14 protein-coding genes are annotated in these 15,145 nt (G+C 33.9%); all 14 read left to right on the top strand.

The features are described 5' to 3' along the window. Nucleotides 1-37: 37 nt before the first annotated feature. The 14 genes from APB85_RS11195 to APB85_RS11130 all read left to right on the top strand — a co-directional run bounded on the left by APB85_RS11195 (nucleotide 38) and on the right by APB85_RS11130 (nucleotide 15,085). Complete coding sequence (locus tag APB85_RS11195) at nucleotides 38-994, top strand: glycosyltransferase family 8 protein (RefSeq protein WP_057481636.1); 957 nt, start codon at nucleotides 38-40, stop codon at nucleotides 992-994. Nucleotides 995-1,011: 17 nt separating this feature from the next. After that, nucleotides 1,012-2,823: an ABC transporter ATP-binding protein gene (locus APB85_RS11190; protein ID WP_057481637.1), complete on the top strand. Its 1,812-nt coding sequence runs from the start codon at nucleotides 1,012-1,014 to the stop codon at nucleotides 2,821-2,823. A gap of 411 nt (nucleotides 2,824-3,234) precedes the next feature. Beyond that, the gene (locus tag APB85_RS11185; RefSeq protein ID WP_057481638.1) at nucleotides 3,235-4,788 is read left to right on the top strand and encodes an aldolase catalytic domain-containing protein; all 1,554 of its coding nucleotides are present in this window, start codon (nucleotides 3,235-3,237) and stop codon (nucleotides 4,786-4,788) included. Continuing rightward, complete coding sequence (locus APB85_RS11180; RefSeq protein ID WP_057481639.1) at nucleotides 4,785-5,501, top strand: HpcH/HpaI aldolase family protein; 717 nt, start codon at nucleotides 4,785-4,787, stop codon at nucleotides 5,499-5,501. The genes APB85_RS11185 and APB85_RS11180 overlap by 4 nt, the downstream gene beginning before the upstream one ends. Before the next feature lie 8 nt (nucleotides 5,502-5,509). Beyond that, nucleotides 5,510-6,160, top strand: a complete 651-nt coding sequence (locus APB85_RS11175) for an acylneuraminate cytidylyltransferase family protein (RefSeq protein ID WP_057481640.1) — start codon at nucleotides 5,510-5,512, stop codon at nucleotides 6,158-6,160. Between the two features lie 26 nt (nucleotides 6,161-6,186). Further along, the gene (locus APB85_RS11170; RefSeq protein ID WP_057481641.1) at nucleotides 6,187-6,873 is read left to right on the top strand and encodes an acylneuraminate cytidylyltransferase family protein; all 687 of its coding nucleotides are present in this window, start codon (nucleotides 6,187-6,189) and stop codon (nucleotides 6,871-6,873) included. Further along, nucleotides 6,854-7,483 (top strand): HAD family hydrolase, encoded by a 630-nt coding sequence (locus APB85_RS11165; protein ID WP_057481642.1) that lies wholly within the window; start codon nucleotides 6,854-6,856, stop codon nucleotides 7,481-7,483. The genes APB85_RS11170 and APB85_RS11165 overlap by 20 nt, the downstream gene beginning before the upstream one ends. Then, nucleotides 7,480-8,250: a glycosyltransferase family 29 protein gene (locus APB85_RS11160; RefSeq protein WP_057481643.1), complete on the top strand. Its 771-nt coding sequence runs from the start codon at nucleotides 7,480-7,482 to the stop codon at nucleotides 8,248-8,250. The genes APB85_RS11165 and APB85_RS11160 overlap by 4 nt, the downstream gene beginning before the upstream one ends. Then, on the top strand, nucleotides 8,243-9,478 hold the full coding sequence (locus APB85_RS11155; protein WP_057481644.1) for a glycosyltransferase family 4 protein: 1,236 nt from the start codon (nucleotides 8,243-8,245) through the stop codon (nucleotides 9,476-9,478). The genes APB85_RS11160 and APB85_RS11155 overlap by 8 nt, the downstream gene beginning before the upstream one ends. 44 nt (nucleotides 9,479-9,522) lie before the next feature. Further along, entirely contained in the window at nucleotides 9,523-10,584 is a 1,062-nt protein-coding gene (locus tag APB85_RS11150) for a glycosyltransferase family 4 protein (protein ID WP_169929157.1), read from the top strand. 3 nt (nucleotides 10,585-10,587) lie between these two features. Beyond that, on the top strand, nucleotides 10,588-11,397 hold the full coding sequence (locus APB85_RS11145; RefSeq protein ID WP_057481646.1) for a glycosyltransferase: 810 nt from the start codon (nucleotides 10,588-10,590) through the stop codon (nucleotides 11,395-11,397). Nucleotides 11,398-11,643: 246 nt separating this feature from the next. Next, the gene (locus APB85_RS11140; RefSeq protein WP_057481647.1) at nucleotides 11,644-12,780 is read left to right on the top strand and encodes a glycosyltransferase; all 1,137 of its coding nucleotides are present in this window, start codon (nucleotides 11,644-11,646) and stop codon (nucleotides 12,778-12,780) included. 131 nt (nucleotides 12,781-12,911) lie between these two features. Further along, nucleotides 12,912-13,856 carry a GNAT family N-acetyltransferase gene (locus tag APB85_RS11135; RefSeq protein WP_057481648.1) on the top strand — a complete coding sequence of 315 codons (945 nt, stop codon included), beginning with the start codon at nucleotides 12,912-12,914 and terminating at the stop codon, nucleotides 13,854-13,856. A 104-nt stretch (nucleotides 13,857-13,960) separates the two neighbouring features. Then, nucleotides 13,961-15,085, top strand: a complete 1,125-nt coding sequence (locus tag APB85_RS11130) for a hypothetical protein (protein WP_229792196.1) — start codon at nucleotides 13,961-13,963, stop codon at nucleotides 15,083-15,085. The last annotated feature ends 60 nt before the right edge of the window (nucleotides 15,086-15,145 follow it).

Below are 15,145 nucleotides of genomic sequence, written 5' to 3'. Positions count from 1 at the left end.
TGGAATGAATTTATAATTATTAAATTTTAAAGATAAAATGGAATCTGATGTACATAGTGGGGACAGGGTTAATATAGTTACCTACGCCGATGGATTTTATATCCAACATGCCTGTTTAATGCTTATGTCGCTAAAGGATGTGATCTCCAGGGATCGTGAGTATGACGTATTTGTTTATTATTCCAATTGTGATGAAAAACTTCTTTCTAAATTCAAAAACAGTCTTGGTAATTATTTACCTCAAAATGTAAGCTATCAATTAATAGAATGTGACTTTGGCATATCTGATAAGTTAAAAGCAAAAAGTGCACATCTTAGTGCCTCGATTTATGATAAAGTTTTAATTTACGACCGTATCCCATCTCATATAAATAAAGTTGTTTTTTTTGATGCGGATATAATATTAGAAAAAGATCCCGCCATCATTTTTGATATAGATTTGGGCGATGATTACGTTGGGGCGGTAAAAGACCAGGTTTTTGAGAATTTTACAAAAGAGGCTAAGCTTACTTTAGAAATTAGTGCAAATCAGTACTTTAATACTGGGGTAATGCTGGTTAATTTAATTAAATGGCGACATGATAAAATTTCTAAAAGATCTTTAGAATTTGCTTTAGAAAAATGGGATTTAACACCTTACCATGATCAGGATGCCTTTAATTATGTGATTAAAGGAAATTGGAAAGAAATTTCACCACTTTGGAATCCGCGTATTTTAAATAAAATTATTATAAAAGGAGAGGAGAAAATTTATAATAAAATGCAAGTTTACCGAATGAATCTTTCCTACCTGGTGCACTACAGCGGTCCTGAAAAGCCCTGGTTATATATGTCTTTCCATCCAAAAAAGAATGTGTATTTAAATTATTTAAAAATATCTGAATTTAAAGATTATAAATTTCCTGATTATAATTTTAAAAATCTTATAAAGAAACAGATTATTGGTTTACGCCGTAGATTTTATTTCTTTAGAAAAAGACTCAGATTAACTTAATTACTTAAAATGTTTTAATGGATAAATTAAAAAAAATAATCAAGAATAATTTTCAATATTTTTTCTATTTCTACTCTTACTTGCGTTATAGAATTTTTATTGCTTTTGGCTTAAGTTTCCTAAGAGGTGTGTTAGATGGTTTTGGTTTAGCTATGTTTATTCCATTGCTAAAGATGTCTTCTTCCAGCACTGACGAGATGGAAAATGATGGTTTGGGTAACTTGAGTTTTCTACCTGAATTTTTGAATAGTATCGGGATCACTCTTAATATCACCAACACCTTACTTATTATTCTTACATTCTTTTGCTTTAAAGGTTTTGTAGCTTTTCTGGAAGGTTATACCAGGGTAACTTATCAACAATTGTTTATGCGAGAAATCAGGTTGAGTAACATTAAACTGTTGAACACTTTTAAATTCAGTGAATTTGTAAAATCTGATGTTGGAAAGATACAAAATACTTTTAGCGGAGAAGTTGGTCGGGTGAATATAGCATACCAAAGCTATTTTAAAGCTATTGAATACGGCGTTTTAGTTTTGGTATATGTCATATTTGCTTTTGCAGCTAATGCGAGGTTCGCCATAATTGTTGCTATAGGTGGTATGTTAACAAACTTTTTATTTAAATGGTTGTTTAAAAAGACTAAAAAATTATCTAAAACTTATACAAAAAGTGCCCATCGTTTTCAAAGTTTATTAATTCAACATGTGGCTAATTTCAAATATTTAAAAGCTTCTGGTTTAAATTTTAAATATGGAGCTAAGCTTAAAGATAATATCACTGAATTAGAGGAAGTGCAGAAGAACCTGGGATTAGTGGATTCAACCCTACGTGCGCTTAGGGAGCCTCTTACAATATTAGTGGTTGTTATCGCAATTTTAATTCAGGTAAGGTATTTTAATTCGGATATAGGTTTAATTATCTTGAGTCTTTTATTCTTATATAGATCTCTAACTTTTTTATTGGCTTTACAGGAACATTGGAATCGATTTCTTGGTGTTTCCGGTTCGATGGATAATATGTCAAATTTCACTAAAGAATTAAAAAGTAATAAAGTCAAAAATGGAGAAATTGTTTTCGAAGGGTTTGAAGAAAAAATTAATATCCGTAACATTCATTTTAAATTTGGCAATGTTTCTATATTATCTGGCTTAGATTTGGAGATCAATAAAAATGAGAGTATTGCTATAGTTGGTGAGAGTGGTTCCGGTAAATCCACTTTAATGAATGTTTTATCTGGTCTTTTGATACCTGAAAAAGGCGAGGTATTAGTAGATGGAAGATCTCTAAAAGAATTAGATCTTATTTCTTATCGAAAGAAGATTGGATACATAGCCCAGGAGGCGCCTGTATTTAATGACAGCGTTTTTAATAACATAACATTTTGGGCAGAGAAGAATGAGCAGAATATGCAGAGATTTAAAGAAGCGATTAGAAAGGCGGCTTTACATGATTTTGTCAATTCTCTTGATAATAAGGAAGATGAGATGTTAGGGAATAATGGAATTAATATTAGCGGAGGACAAAAACAGCGATTGTCAATCGCAAGGGAATTATATAAAGATGTGGATTTTCTTTTTATGGATGAAGCCACATCGGCCCTGGATGGGGAAACAGAAGCTGCCATTCAATCGAATATTGATAAGTTAAAAGGACAGTATACTATCATAATAATTGCCCATAGGTTGGCAACCGTTAAAAATGCTGATAAAATTGTAGTATTAAAAAAGGGAAATATAGAGAGCATAGGAAGTTTTAAAGAGCTTTCTCAGACCTCAGAAGTTTTTAAAGAGATGATAAAGTTACAGGGGATGACACCGGTTACATAAATAATAGTTATGCTTTTAAAAACTTTCATTCTTTCTTTTCTATTTTTTAAGCCTCAGTTGCCAGCGCAGTTTTTTAAGAAATTATAAATATGAAACTTTGTCTTCAACAATCTGGCGATTTGTTTTTCGAAAATTTTCCCGAAACGGTAGTTCTAAATTGTAACAGGGCTGGCTATTATCCTTTCGGTTTAAATTTTGGCTGAATTTTATCTTTCCATAAATTAAAGCATAGGCAAAAGATTATAAAACCAAAGAAAATTTTAAAAAATATTAATAAGTTGGGTATTAAAGATAAAAACGATATTTTATCCATTTACTTTTTTACAGTAATATTTTTATATAAAAGAGATGAACCAACTTTAAATTGTGATTTTCACAAACTAACAGCACACCTGCAAAAATTATTATAATATGAAATTACTTGATTGCACCCTAAGAGATGGTGGATATTATACAAATTGGGATTTTGATCCTGATTTAGTTCAAAATTACTTCGAGTCTTTTAACAAGTTGCCAATAGAATATTTGGAAATTGGTTACCGCTCAAATCCTATGAATTCTTATTTAGGAGAATATTTTTATTGCCCTCCCCATGTTTTGGAAAAATGTAAAGAGTCTAGTAACAAAAAATTAGTGATCATTTTAAACGAAAAAGATGTACGGGCTGAACATGTACCACAGCTATTAACTCCCTGCAAGGGCTATATCGATATGGTACGTATTGCAATAGATCCTAAAAATTTTAAACGAGCATTGCTTTTAGCAGAAGCTGTGAAAAAAGAGGGATTTCAGGTAGGATTTAATGTTATGTATATGTCTAACTGGGCAGATGAAAAAGAATTCTTAGCGCAAATAAAAAATGTTGATGGCATAGCAGATTATTTTTATATGGTAGATTCTTTTGGAGGTGTGTATCCTGAAGATGTTCGTAACACCTTTAATATTGTAAGAGATCAAACTGATGTTGAAATAGGTTTTCATGGTCATAACAATTTACAAATGGCTCTTATAAACACGCTAACTGCAATTGAATGTGGTGTATCAATTGTCGATGCAACTGTTACCGGAATGGGTAGAGGTGCGGGCAATTTAAGCACAGAACTTTTACTAACTACTTTAAATTCTAAAGGTTTAATAAAGGACCTTGATTTTAATGCTTTGAGTAAGGTTGTGGATCCCTTTAGTGAAATGCAGGCAGAATACGGTTGGGGTACAAATTTACCCTATATGGTTTCGGGAGCTCATTCATTACCACAGAAACAGGTTATGGAATGGGTAACCAAAAGGTATTATTCTTTAAATAGTATTATAAGGGCCCTGTCTAACCAATCCAGAGGGATAAAAGATAATAAAGAGTTAAAAGCTCTTGATTTCAATGAAGTTGAAAAATATCCAGAGGCAATTCTAATAGGGGGTGGACCAAATGCTGTAGTTCACGCTAAAGGAATAAAGGAGTTTTTACTTAAGAACCCAAACATGGTTATTATTCATGCCAGTTCTAAAAATGCGCGGAGCTATGAAAACTTGCCGAATGAACAGTATTTTTGTTTGGTAGGAAATGAAGGTCATAGACTAGAACAGGTTTTTAATTATAATAAAAAAATAAACGGAAAATGTATTTTGCCTCCTTATCCCCGGAAAATGGGTACATACATCCCTAGTGCATTAACCGATTGCGCTTATGAACTGAAAAATGTAGATTTTACTGATAAATTTGAAGATTCTCATACTGCTATAGCCCTTCAAACAGCTTTTGAGCTTGGCGTTGAAACTATTTATTTTACGGGTTATGATGGCTATGAGGGAGATGCAATAGATAAAAAGGAACAGGAATTATTTTTGGAAAATGAGTATTTATTTAAAAATTTCAAAGTGAAAAAACCGGTCTCATTGGTGAGTATTACATCAAGCCTGTATGAAGGTTTAGAGGAAGATTCTGTTTATAGTAAAATCGAAAGGAAATGATAGGTGTATTTTCAAAAACAACCGATAGCAATTTGATTGAAGCGCTGGGATATTCGGGAATGGATTTTGTAATCCTGGACCAGGAACATGGACCAATCACTAATGAAACATTGCATAACCACGTAAGGGCAGCTAAAGTTAGTGGGATAAAATCAATAGTAAGGGTAAAAGGTGTTGATGCAAATGCTATTGGTTCAGCTCTGGATGCAGGGGCCGATGGCGTGCAGATTCCCAATATTTCTACAGCCGAAGAAGCAAAAAGTGCTGTAAATGCAGCTAAATTTTACCCAGCAGGGAGTCGGGGCGTTTGCCGATTTGTAAAAGCTGCTGAATTTGGTTCAAAAGCCAAAGAGGAGTATTTTAAAAATGCCAATGAAAAAATGCTGATCCTTCAAGTTGAAGGCAAAGAAGGAATTAATAATCTTGATAAAATTCTGGAAGTTCAAGGTTTTGATGTTCTTTTTATAGGGCCTTATGACCTTTCTCAATCTATCGGAATTCCAGGACAGGTAGAACATCCCAAAATGGATGAATTAATGAATGAAGTTTCCGAAAAAGCAAAATGTAAAGGAAAACGCCTGGGAACATTTGCTGACTCAATTACCACAGCAAGGAAGCTCTATCATAAGGGCTTCGAATATCTTTCCTATTCGGTAGATTTAAACATTTTTCTGGAAGCAGCACAATCCTTAAAAAATGAAATTTCGGAATAAAAATAATTATGAAAAAATTAGTCGCAGTTATACCTGTAAGAGCAGGCTCACAAAGAGTTAAAGATAAAAACTTTAGACCTTTTGCAGGAAAATCCCTCCTCGAGCATAAATTAGAACTGATTAAAACATTACCTGTCGATGATATTGTTGTTAATACAGATAGCGAAAGGGCTATTGAAATTGCAAAGGAATATGGAGTAAATTATCACAGGAGAGAACCTTACTACGCCAGTTCGAAATGTAGTAATAGTGAATTTCATCATTACTTAGCCAAAGTTACCGAAGGGAAGGAAATTTTAGTTGCACAAGTTACGGCTCCACTTATTAAAAGAGAAAGTTATTTAAAAGCAATTGAAGAGTTTTATAAAAATGATTGCAATAGTCTAATGTCGGTAAAGGTCTTAAAGGAATTTATTTGGTATAAGGGCAAACCCTTAAATTATTCGATAGAAAAAACTCCTAATTCTCAGGACCTACCTGAATATTTAGTGCCCACTTTTGGTTTGGTTGTGGTGAATAGGGATGCAATGTTAGGCTCCAGAAGCTATATAGGATCTAAACCATATTTTTTACCAATAAGCCAGGAGGAGTCGATAGATATAGATACAGATATTGATTTTGATTTTGCTGAGTATATGTTTAGCAGGAGAAAAACCTGATAAAATTATTATTTCATATCAAACGTATGTCAATAGCTGTATTTTTACCAACCAGAGAAGGAAGTCGCCGGGTACCTCACAAGAACACAAGACCCTTTTCTGATATACCGGGAGGGCTTTTAGAACTTAAATTACGTCAATTAAGAAACCTTAAGGTGGATGAGATTATATTATCTACTGATGATGTAAAAAGTATTGAGATCGCTGAAAAATTTGAAATGAAAGCTCGGTTAAAAATAGATAAACGACCGGCTTATTTGGCTCATTCCGATACGGATTTATCAGATTTAATTAGCTATGTTGGTAAGCTAACAAATTGTGATCATATCTTATGGACTCATGCTACATCTCCTTTTATTAATCGAGAAATTTATCATCAGGCAATAGATAAATATTTTGATGTATTAAAGAAAGGTTATGATTCCCTGGCAACAGCTAAAATTTTCAAAACTTTCTTGTGGGATCCGGAAAAAAATGATCTTATTAATAGAGCAACAGAAGATAAAAAATGGCCTGCCACACAGGATCTGAAAAAATTATATGAAATTAATAGTGCAATATTTTTAGCTCCTCGGGAACTATATTTGACCATTAAAAATAGAATAGGAAATTCTCCATATATCCTGGAATTAAATGATTTTCAATCTCTGGATATTGATTGGGTAGAGGATTTTGAAATAGCGGAAGCAGTATATGAAAGGTTTTATAAATAAACATGTAATTTTTTGGGATTTTGACGGCGTACTAATGGACTCTATGCCGGTACGAAATCAAGGCTTTGAATTGGTCTTAAAAGATTTTCCGGTTAATCAGGTTGAGGAATTAATGAGGTTTCATTTAAAAAATGGAGGTCTGTCCCGGTATGTTAAATTTCGACATTTCTTTGAAAATATACGTGGAGAGGAAATTACAACAAAAGAGGTGGAAAAATGGGCAAACAGGTTTTCAGGAATTATGAAAGAAAATTTATTAGAACCCAATTTGCTCATTGAGGATTCACTGAATTTTGTAAAAAGCAATCATGACAAATATGAAATGCATATCGTATCAGGATCTGACCAACAAGAACTACAATATTTATGTTATGAATTGAATATTAACCCTTACTTTAAAAATATCTGTGGTTCTCCTACTCCTAAAATAGAATTAGTTAAAACCCTTCTTAAGGAAAATAACTATAATCCTAAGGAATGCTTGCTAATTGGAGATTCATTCAACGATTTCGAAGCAGCTGATTCTAATGAGGTTCAGTTTTTTGGCTATAACAACCCCGATCTTAAAAAGTTACATACCGGGTATATTGAAAGTTTTAATAAATTATGAGAAAAATTTTTAATTCTATAAACGCCCTAACTTTAATGCTTGGTACAACCAGGGTATTTCATCCCGCAAAAATTTTAAAAAATAAAAGGGTAGCGGTTGTAGGTCCGGCGGATTCTGCTTATAAAGAAAATTTAGGTGATTATATAAATGGTTTTGATTATATAATTAGAATTAACAAAGCACCCTACTCCTTAACTTCTGAAAAGCAAAAATTTGTAGGGAAACGAACGGATATTCTTTTTCACTCGTTCTATGAGAATACCACAAGTGGAGGTGGTCCTATCGATTTCAATCTTTATCAAGAACAGGAAGTCAAATTTGTCGTAAATCCCAATAATAATTTTAATGGGCTAAGAGCACATTTTAATTATTATAAAAGGAATTTAAGAAATCAACGAGTTTACATTTTGCCTCGAAAGTTATATAAAACTTTAATAAAAGAATTCGGAAAATGGACTCCTACTGTTGGTTATTCAGCATTATTTTCAGCATTATATTCGGGGTGTAGTGAGGTTTATATTACTGGTTTTACCTTTTTTAAAACACCATATGCCGATAACTATAGGGATCACTTTAAGGACATGGAGGTAAATAAGAATTGGATTGAAGAACAACAGATTCACAATCCAGATTTGGAGCTTTTACAGTTTATAAAAGAAAGCGAATTCATTAAAACAAAAACCTCTACAAAAGTTATCCTGGATAAGGATTTGGAAAATATTGTGGAGAATTACAGAAAATTTTTAAAAAAAGATGAGCATGAATAAGCGAACCGCCATTTTTATTGTTCCCAGGGCAAGTACGGAATGGAAAGGAAATGAGGCAGGATGGATCACGGCCTCGGGGTGGGCAGCTGCTGGAGAAGAATTGTGGGATAATGCTGTGGTCACAACTACCGATGGGGTTTTTAAACCTAGTGAATCCAGATTATTTCCTATTTCCGAGGGTAATAAATCTATTTCACCAAATTCTTTAAAACAGAATATTAGAAAGTTAATTCCAGAATTTTTTATAACAGCTTATAAAGATTGGAGGCTTAAAAATTCTAAACCTGCTAAATGGCCTATAGAAGACCAGGAGAATAATGCAGAGGTAGTATTGGTATGGGAAAGACATGATCTCTTTTCAGGTCCGGGTAGAAGGTTAGCTAATAAACACAAGGTTCCCTTGGTGACATCTGTAGAAGCATTGGCAGTATGGGAAGCAGAGAAATGGGGTGTTAAAAGACCATTTTGGGGTAAATGGTTAGAAGACAAATTTGAAGTTAAGGCTTTAAATGAATCTGATTTGATTTGCTGTGTTTCTGAAGAGTTGAAGGACAAGGTGGTTTCTTTAGGAGTAAGTCCTAAGAAGGTTATTGTTACGCCCAACAGAGTTGATTCTAGTTTATTTAATCCATATGTCAATGGTACCAATATTACTAAAGAATATAAACTTACCGGAAAAAAAGTAATTGGATGGATTGGAAGTTTTCGCGATTTTCATGGAATAGACCACATTGTTGAAGCCTTTAATTTAATTGAAAAAGAACATCCGGAAGCAATTTTAATGTTAATAGGGGATGGCAATCAGATGAGAGAAATACAGGATCTTATTCAATTAAGAAAATTAGAAAATAAGGTGATTTTAACCGGAAAGCAAAAATTCACAGAAATCCCTCAATTTGTTAGCATTTTTGATATAGCGCTTGTAAGTGCAAGGACAGCGGAAGGTTTTCATTATTCGCCGTTAAAGTTACGAGAGTATAAAGCTACAGGAAAAGCGGTAATTGCTCCTCGTGCTGGAGAATTACCTAAATTATTTCGAGATGGAGAGGATCTTTTGTTATATGATACCGGAAATATAAAAGATTTGGCTAAGCAGATGGAGAAACTTTTAATGGATGCCGATCTAAAAACTAAACTAGAAGAGAATTCTAAAGAATGGTTTGAAAAAGAGGGTGCCTGGATTCATGAATTAAAAAGAGTATGTGATATACTTAAAATTCAACACTAAATTAATATTTCGTGAGAATTATTCAATTAATACAAAAACCGCAATTGAGAGGGGCTGAAATTTTCGCTTGTCAACTTTCTAATCATTTAAACAACAAGCATGAGGTTTTAGTGGTGACAATCTTTAAAGGAGATGCTAAGCTTCCATTTAATGGTAATATTCAACATTTGAATAGACCTTTAGGCAAACGTTTTTTCGACTTGGAAGGTTGGAAAGAATTTAATACAATAATAAAAAAATTCCAACCCGATATAATTCAAGCCAATGCTGCAGATACTCTAAAATTTGCAGTAAGTTCTAAGATCGTCTATTCCTGGAAGGTCCCCATAGTTTTTCGGAATGCCAATAAAATGGGGGACTTTATAAATTCTAAAATTAAGTTTTATTTAAATAAGTTTTACCTTAAGAAAATTTCGTATGTCATTTCTGTTAGTAAAGAGTGTCAAAAAGATTTCGAAAAAACTTTTAAGTGGCCATCAAATAATATTACTACTGTTGAAATAGGTGTAGAAGAGAAAACTTATGGTGAGATACCTTCAGATTTGGATTTTATTTATAAAAAAGGTAGAGTACTGTGCCATATTGGTGGTTTTGCACCTGAAAAGAACCATCTTGGTTTATTAAATATTTTCGGGAAGGTTAAAGCCCAATTTCCTGACTTACAATTATTATTAATTGGGAAAGGTAGATTGGAAGATGAGGTGCGGGAGGAAGTTAAGAATCTAAAACTGGATGATTGTGTTCACTTTTTAGGTTATAGGAATGATGTGCTGGAAATTTTATCTTCTTCCCAAATATTTGTCTTACCAAGTCTTATTGAAGGTCTTCCGGCAGTTATTCTTGAATCGATGTATTGTGAGACTCCGGTGGTTGCTTATAATGTAGGGGGTATTAGGGAGGTTGTTATCTCTGGTGAAACCGGATGGCTTGTAACAAAGAATGACGAGGAAGGCTTTGTAGAATCTTTATTGGAAATATTAACCAACCAGTCAAAAATTAAAAAGCGTGTATCTCAGGCTAAGTTAATGGTTTCTAAGAATTTTATGAATAAGGTAATAGCAGATAAATTTTTGGATTGTTATAAATACGTTTCGAAGCAAACTTAATTAATGAAAAAGGTTTTTGCCGTTATTGTTACTTATAAGCGAGCAGAGGTTTTAAAAGACTGCCTGGAAGCGCTTTTAATTAAAAGTAGTTATAACCTAAACCATCTCCACATAATTGTTAATTGCAATGATAATTTAACCCTGGAACTTATAGAGGCTTTTCAATTGAAATACCCGGGGAAAATCACATACGAGATATTCGATAATATAGGACCCGCCGGTGGTTTTTATTATGGTCTGAAAGAATTCCTTGCCAGTGATTCTGATTTTGTCTGGCTTATGGACGACGATATAATACCGCAACCAGATTGCTTACAGCGGTTACTGGAAGCTACCTCTGAAGAAGAAAAATATATAAGTCCCAGGGTCATTAACCCTCAAGGAGAGCAGGTTTTTGGATTTGGTTGGTGGGGAGTGCTATTGGCAAAAGAACTTGTTGAAAAAGTCGGTCTGCCTTTAAAAGATTTCTTTTATTGGGGAGAGGATACAGAATATTTGCAAAATAGGATGATAAGAAATTATGGGGTAATTCCTTTAAAATCTAATAAGGCAATTGTGAGTCATTTGCATGAAAGAAATAAAAATAGACCGGACTGGTATTATTACTATACCATTCGAAATACCGTTTATTATCGCAGGAGTATTTTTCCACTTAATTTTAAAGGGTTCGGTATCTTAAATAAATTATTTATTGGCCTGATCTATAGAATTCTAATAAAAGAAACTAATAAGTTGACCAAAATCAGGTTGTTTATTTTGGGTTTAAATCATGGGATGCGGGGAAAATTAGGTAAAATAAATCGATTGCATTAGAAGTTTTACCTGAACTTTTTTATGAGATTGCTTGTTGTTTTTAATTGGAAACTATTTTTTAGGATAGATTTTATTTTCAATTAGAGCCATTGTTATGCCTTTTGGAGAATTTCAGATTTATAGAAAAGAGTAATGCTAACTTTGTTAAAATGCGTTAATTTCAAACATAGTCTTGTTATACAGCAACGATCGCTTATTTTTGCAGTTTTGATGCAAACTTTGTTTGTGCAATTTTAAAAAAAATGAATGGCTAAAATAAAAATTCTTCATATTATAAAGTCGCTTGGACGAGGCGGTGCGGAAATGCTCCTACCGGAAACTTTAAAGCTGCATGATAAATCTAAATTTGAATTTCATTACATATATTTTCTTCCCTGGAAAGATCAGATGCGAGATGCCATAATAGAAGCAGGAGGGCAGGTAGCATGTTTTGAGGCAAAAAACAATACTCAACTCCTACTCCAGGCTGCGAAGGTAATCCGTTATTGTAAGGATCATCATATTGATTTGATGCATTGTCATTTACCCTGGGCCGGGTTTTTAGGTCGGTGGGTCCATGCCAGAACCAATATTCCCATGTTATATACAGAGCATAATATGCAGGAGCGCTATCATAAAATCACTAAGATTTTAAATAAATATAGTTTTAACCAACAAAGCCTGGCGCTGGGGGTTTCTGAAGATGTTTCTAATTCTATTAAAAATAATATAAATCCTGCTATTCCTGTTAAAACCCTTCTTAATGGCGTAAATACATCAAGCTTTGTTCGGAAATCGAGGGAGGTTCCGGTAAGAAGTGAATTTGAGATTCCCAAAGATGCTATTGTTTTTGGGAATGTTGCGGTATTTCGTTTTCAAAAAAGATTGGTAGAATGGCTTAGGGTTTTTGCTGAAATAGAAAGCAAAAATTCAAATGTCTATGGAATTATTGTGGGTGCCGGTCCTCTGGAACATGAAATTAAAGAAGAATTAAAACAATTAGAGCTGGAAGAAAAAGTGTTCTTTCCAGGTTTACAAACCGAGGTAAAACCTTATTTTGAGGCCATGGATGTTTTCATGATGAGTTCTTCTTTTGAGGGCTTACCAATAGCCCTGCTTGAAGCTATGAGTATGGAATGCGCAGTTGTTTCAACCAATGCCGGCGGGATTAAAGAGGTTATCCGCAATAATGAGGATGGCCTGCTTTGTGATGTGGAAAATTGGGAAGAATTGGCAGGTTTATGCCAAATATTGATAGATAACCCCCAGAAGCTCAATAAATTTAAGATGACTGCTCGAAAGCGAGTCGTGGAATCTTTTAGCTTGCAACGAATGGTAGAGGAGTTGGAAGGATATTATGAGGAGGTAGGAACGAAGTTGCAAGGGGATAGAGTGACCAGATGACCTTGGTTGTAATGAAGAAGTAGTTTACGTACAATTAAATTTTTCACTTCGTTCAGAATTTATAATGGGCGATTTTTTTTCAAAATTTAAGCCTTGAATAATAATCAATTAACGAATAATCTAATCAACCAATGCACATAAGGGAAGCCACAGAAACGGACATACCTGGAATCCTTGAGGTTTTAAAGGCTAGCCTTGGGGAAACTTCTTCTAAGAAAACTGAAAAGGTGTGGAGGTATAAGCATATTGATAATCCATTTGGTGAATCCCTGGTATTAGTAGCTTTAGAGCAGGATAGGATCATTGGAGTTCGCGCCTTTATGCGCTGGAAATGGCAAAAAGGAAATCGGATATATTCGGCTTTTCGAGCTGTTGATACCGCCACTCACCCAAAACACCAGGGTAAAGGTATATTCAAAAAATTAACGCTCCGGGCTTTGGAAATCGCGAAGAAACAGGGTGATCATTTTGTCTTCAATACTCCCAATGAACAAAGCAAACCCGGTTATTTGAAAATGGGCTGGGAAGAAGTGGACAAACTTGAGATTCAGTTAGCGCCATCTAATCCTCTTTATTGGAAGTTTAAAGCAAAGCGTCCCAATTATAAAATTAATAAAAATTCGAATATAGAGAATTTAAAAGCACTTCTCATTTCGGCCCATAACAGGAAGGTGGCCGGCGGGATGTTTACCCCCAAAACCCCGGAATACCTATCCTGGAGATTCGACCGAAATCCTCTACAACAATATCATATCCTTCATGAGGATGGCTACTATATAGCTGGCTACGTGAAGCAAAGAAGCAGGCTTAAAGAATTTAGAATATCAGAACGAATTTGTAGTGATAAAGATTCTGAAAGAAAAGCGAATAAAGCAATTAAAAACCTGGCTAAAAAATTTGGAGCTCAAATAATAAGCTGCCAATCTGGAGAAATTCCTTTGTCCCCATTTGCTTTAACAGCCAATTTTGGCCCCTGGCTTACCTTGAAAAATGTAAATTTGAAGAAGAAGGATTATGATGACTATAAGCAGCTTCGAAATTGGAGTTACAGTATAGGTGATTTAGAATTATTTTAAACGGCATGATAGGAGCCCTAATTTTATTATTTATATTATTTCTCTTAACACAGGGAATTTATAGTTCTATGGCGAAAAGGCACTCCTTTTTTTCCAGGAAACTCATGAATTATTTATTCTTTTATCATGTTTTCTTTTTTGGAGTGTATTATACATATGCCTTATTTAATCCCTCCGACTCTAAAAGATACTTCGATAGTCCGCAAGAAGGGAATCTGGATTGGATAGATTTTTTTGGAACCAGTACTACCTTTATCGAATTTATCTCTTATCCTTTCGTGAATTATCTCCATTTCAATTACGAAATGATGATGGTTTTATTTGCCTGGCTGGGTTTTATAGGATTTCTTTATGCATATTTGTTTTTTAGGGAAAATATTCCTGTCAAAATTAAGGTCTTCAGAAGTATAGATTTACTGACTTTAATTTTGTTTTTTCCGAATATGCATTTCTGGACAGCCTCTTTGGGGAAAGGAGCTCCGATATTTATGGGGCTGATGATGTTTGCCTACGCGGTTAAAAACCCTAAATCCCGCCTTTTTCCATTAATCGCCGGTACTATTTTAGTTTATTACATAAGGCCTCATGTATTTTTATTTGTGGCGGTGGGAACCGTTCTCGGGTATATGAGCGGTAAGGAGAAAATTTCTTTCGGACGCAAAATATTGATTTATGTAGCTATGATTGGAGGCTTGCTATTAGTACAGGATCAAATACTGGCAATGGGAGGGATCGAAGATTCTAATGATCTTGTATCCGATTTTCAGGATTTTTCCGAAGATCGTTCTCAGGGTCTTAGTACATCTGGATCGGGTGTAGATATGGCATCTTATCCTTTGCCATATAAATTCTTCACCTTTTGGTTTCGGCCTCTGTTTTTTGATGCTCCAGGAATTCTTGGGCTTATAACATCGGTAGAGAATTTAATGTATTTGCTACTTTTTATAAAGATTTTAAAAGCTGATTTTATAAAGTTTATTAAAAATTCCCCGGTGGCTGTTAAGATGAGCCTTGTGGTTTTTTTATTGTCTTCTTTTGCGATGACTTTTATAATGTCTAACCTTGGCATCATTATGCGTCAGAAATCTATGGTGATGTATTTTATTTTTTTTGTGATTTATTATTATCTGGCTCAAAAGAAATATAATCGTATTATGTTTGCTAGAAAGAAGAAGAGATTAAAAGAGATAGCTATGCGGAAGAAAGAAGAATTGGCTTTTGTGGAGTGATGATTTAATTGAGTATTCCAGTGACGCTGTGATGAGGTGAAGTTGTGACGAAGTGAAGTT

The sequence above is a fragment of the Salegentibacter mishustinae genome (genome assembly GCF_002900095.1).
Classification (GTDB): domain Bacteria; phylum Bacteroidota; class Bacteroidia; order Flavobacteriales; family Flavobacteriaceae; genus Salegentibacter; species Salegentibacter mishustinae.
The sequence above is the reverse complement of the archived record's forward strand: the minus strand, read 5'-3'. Positions and strand labels throughout refer to the sequence as shown.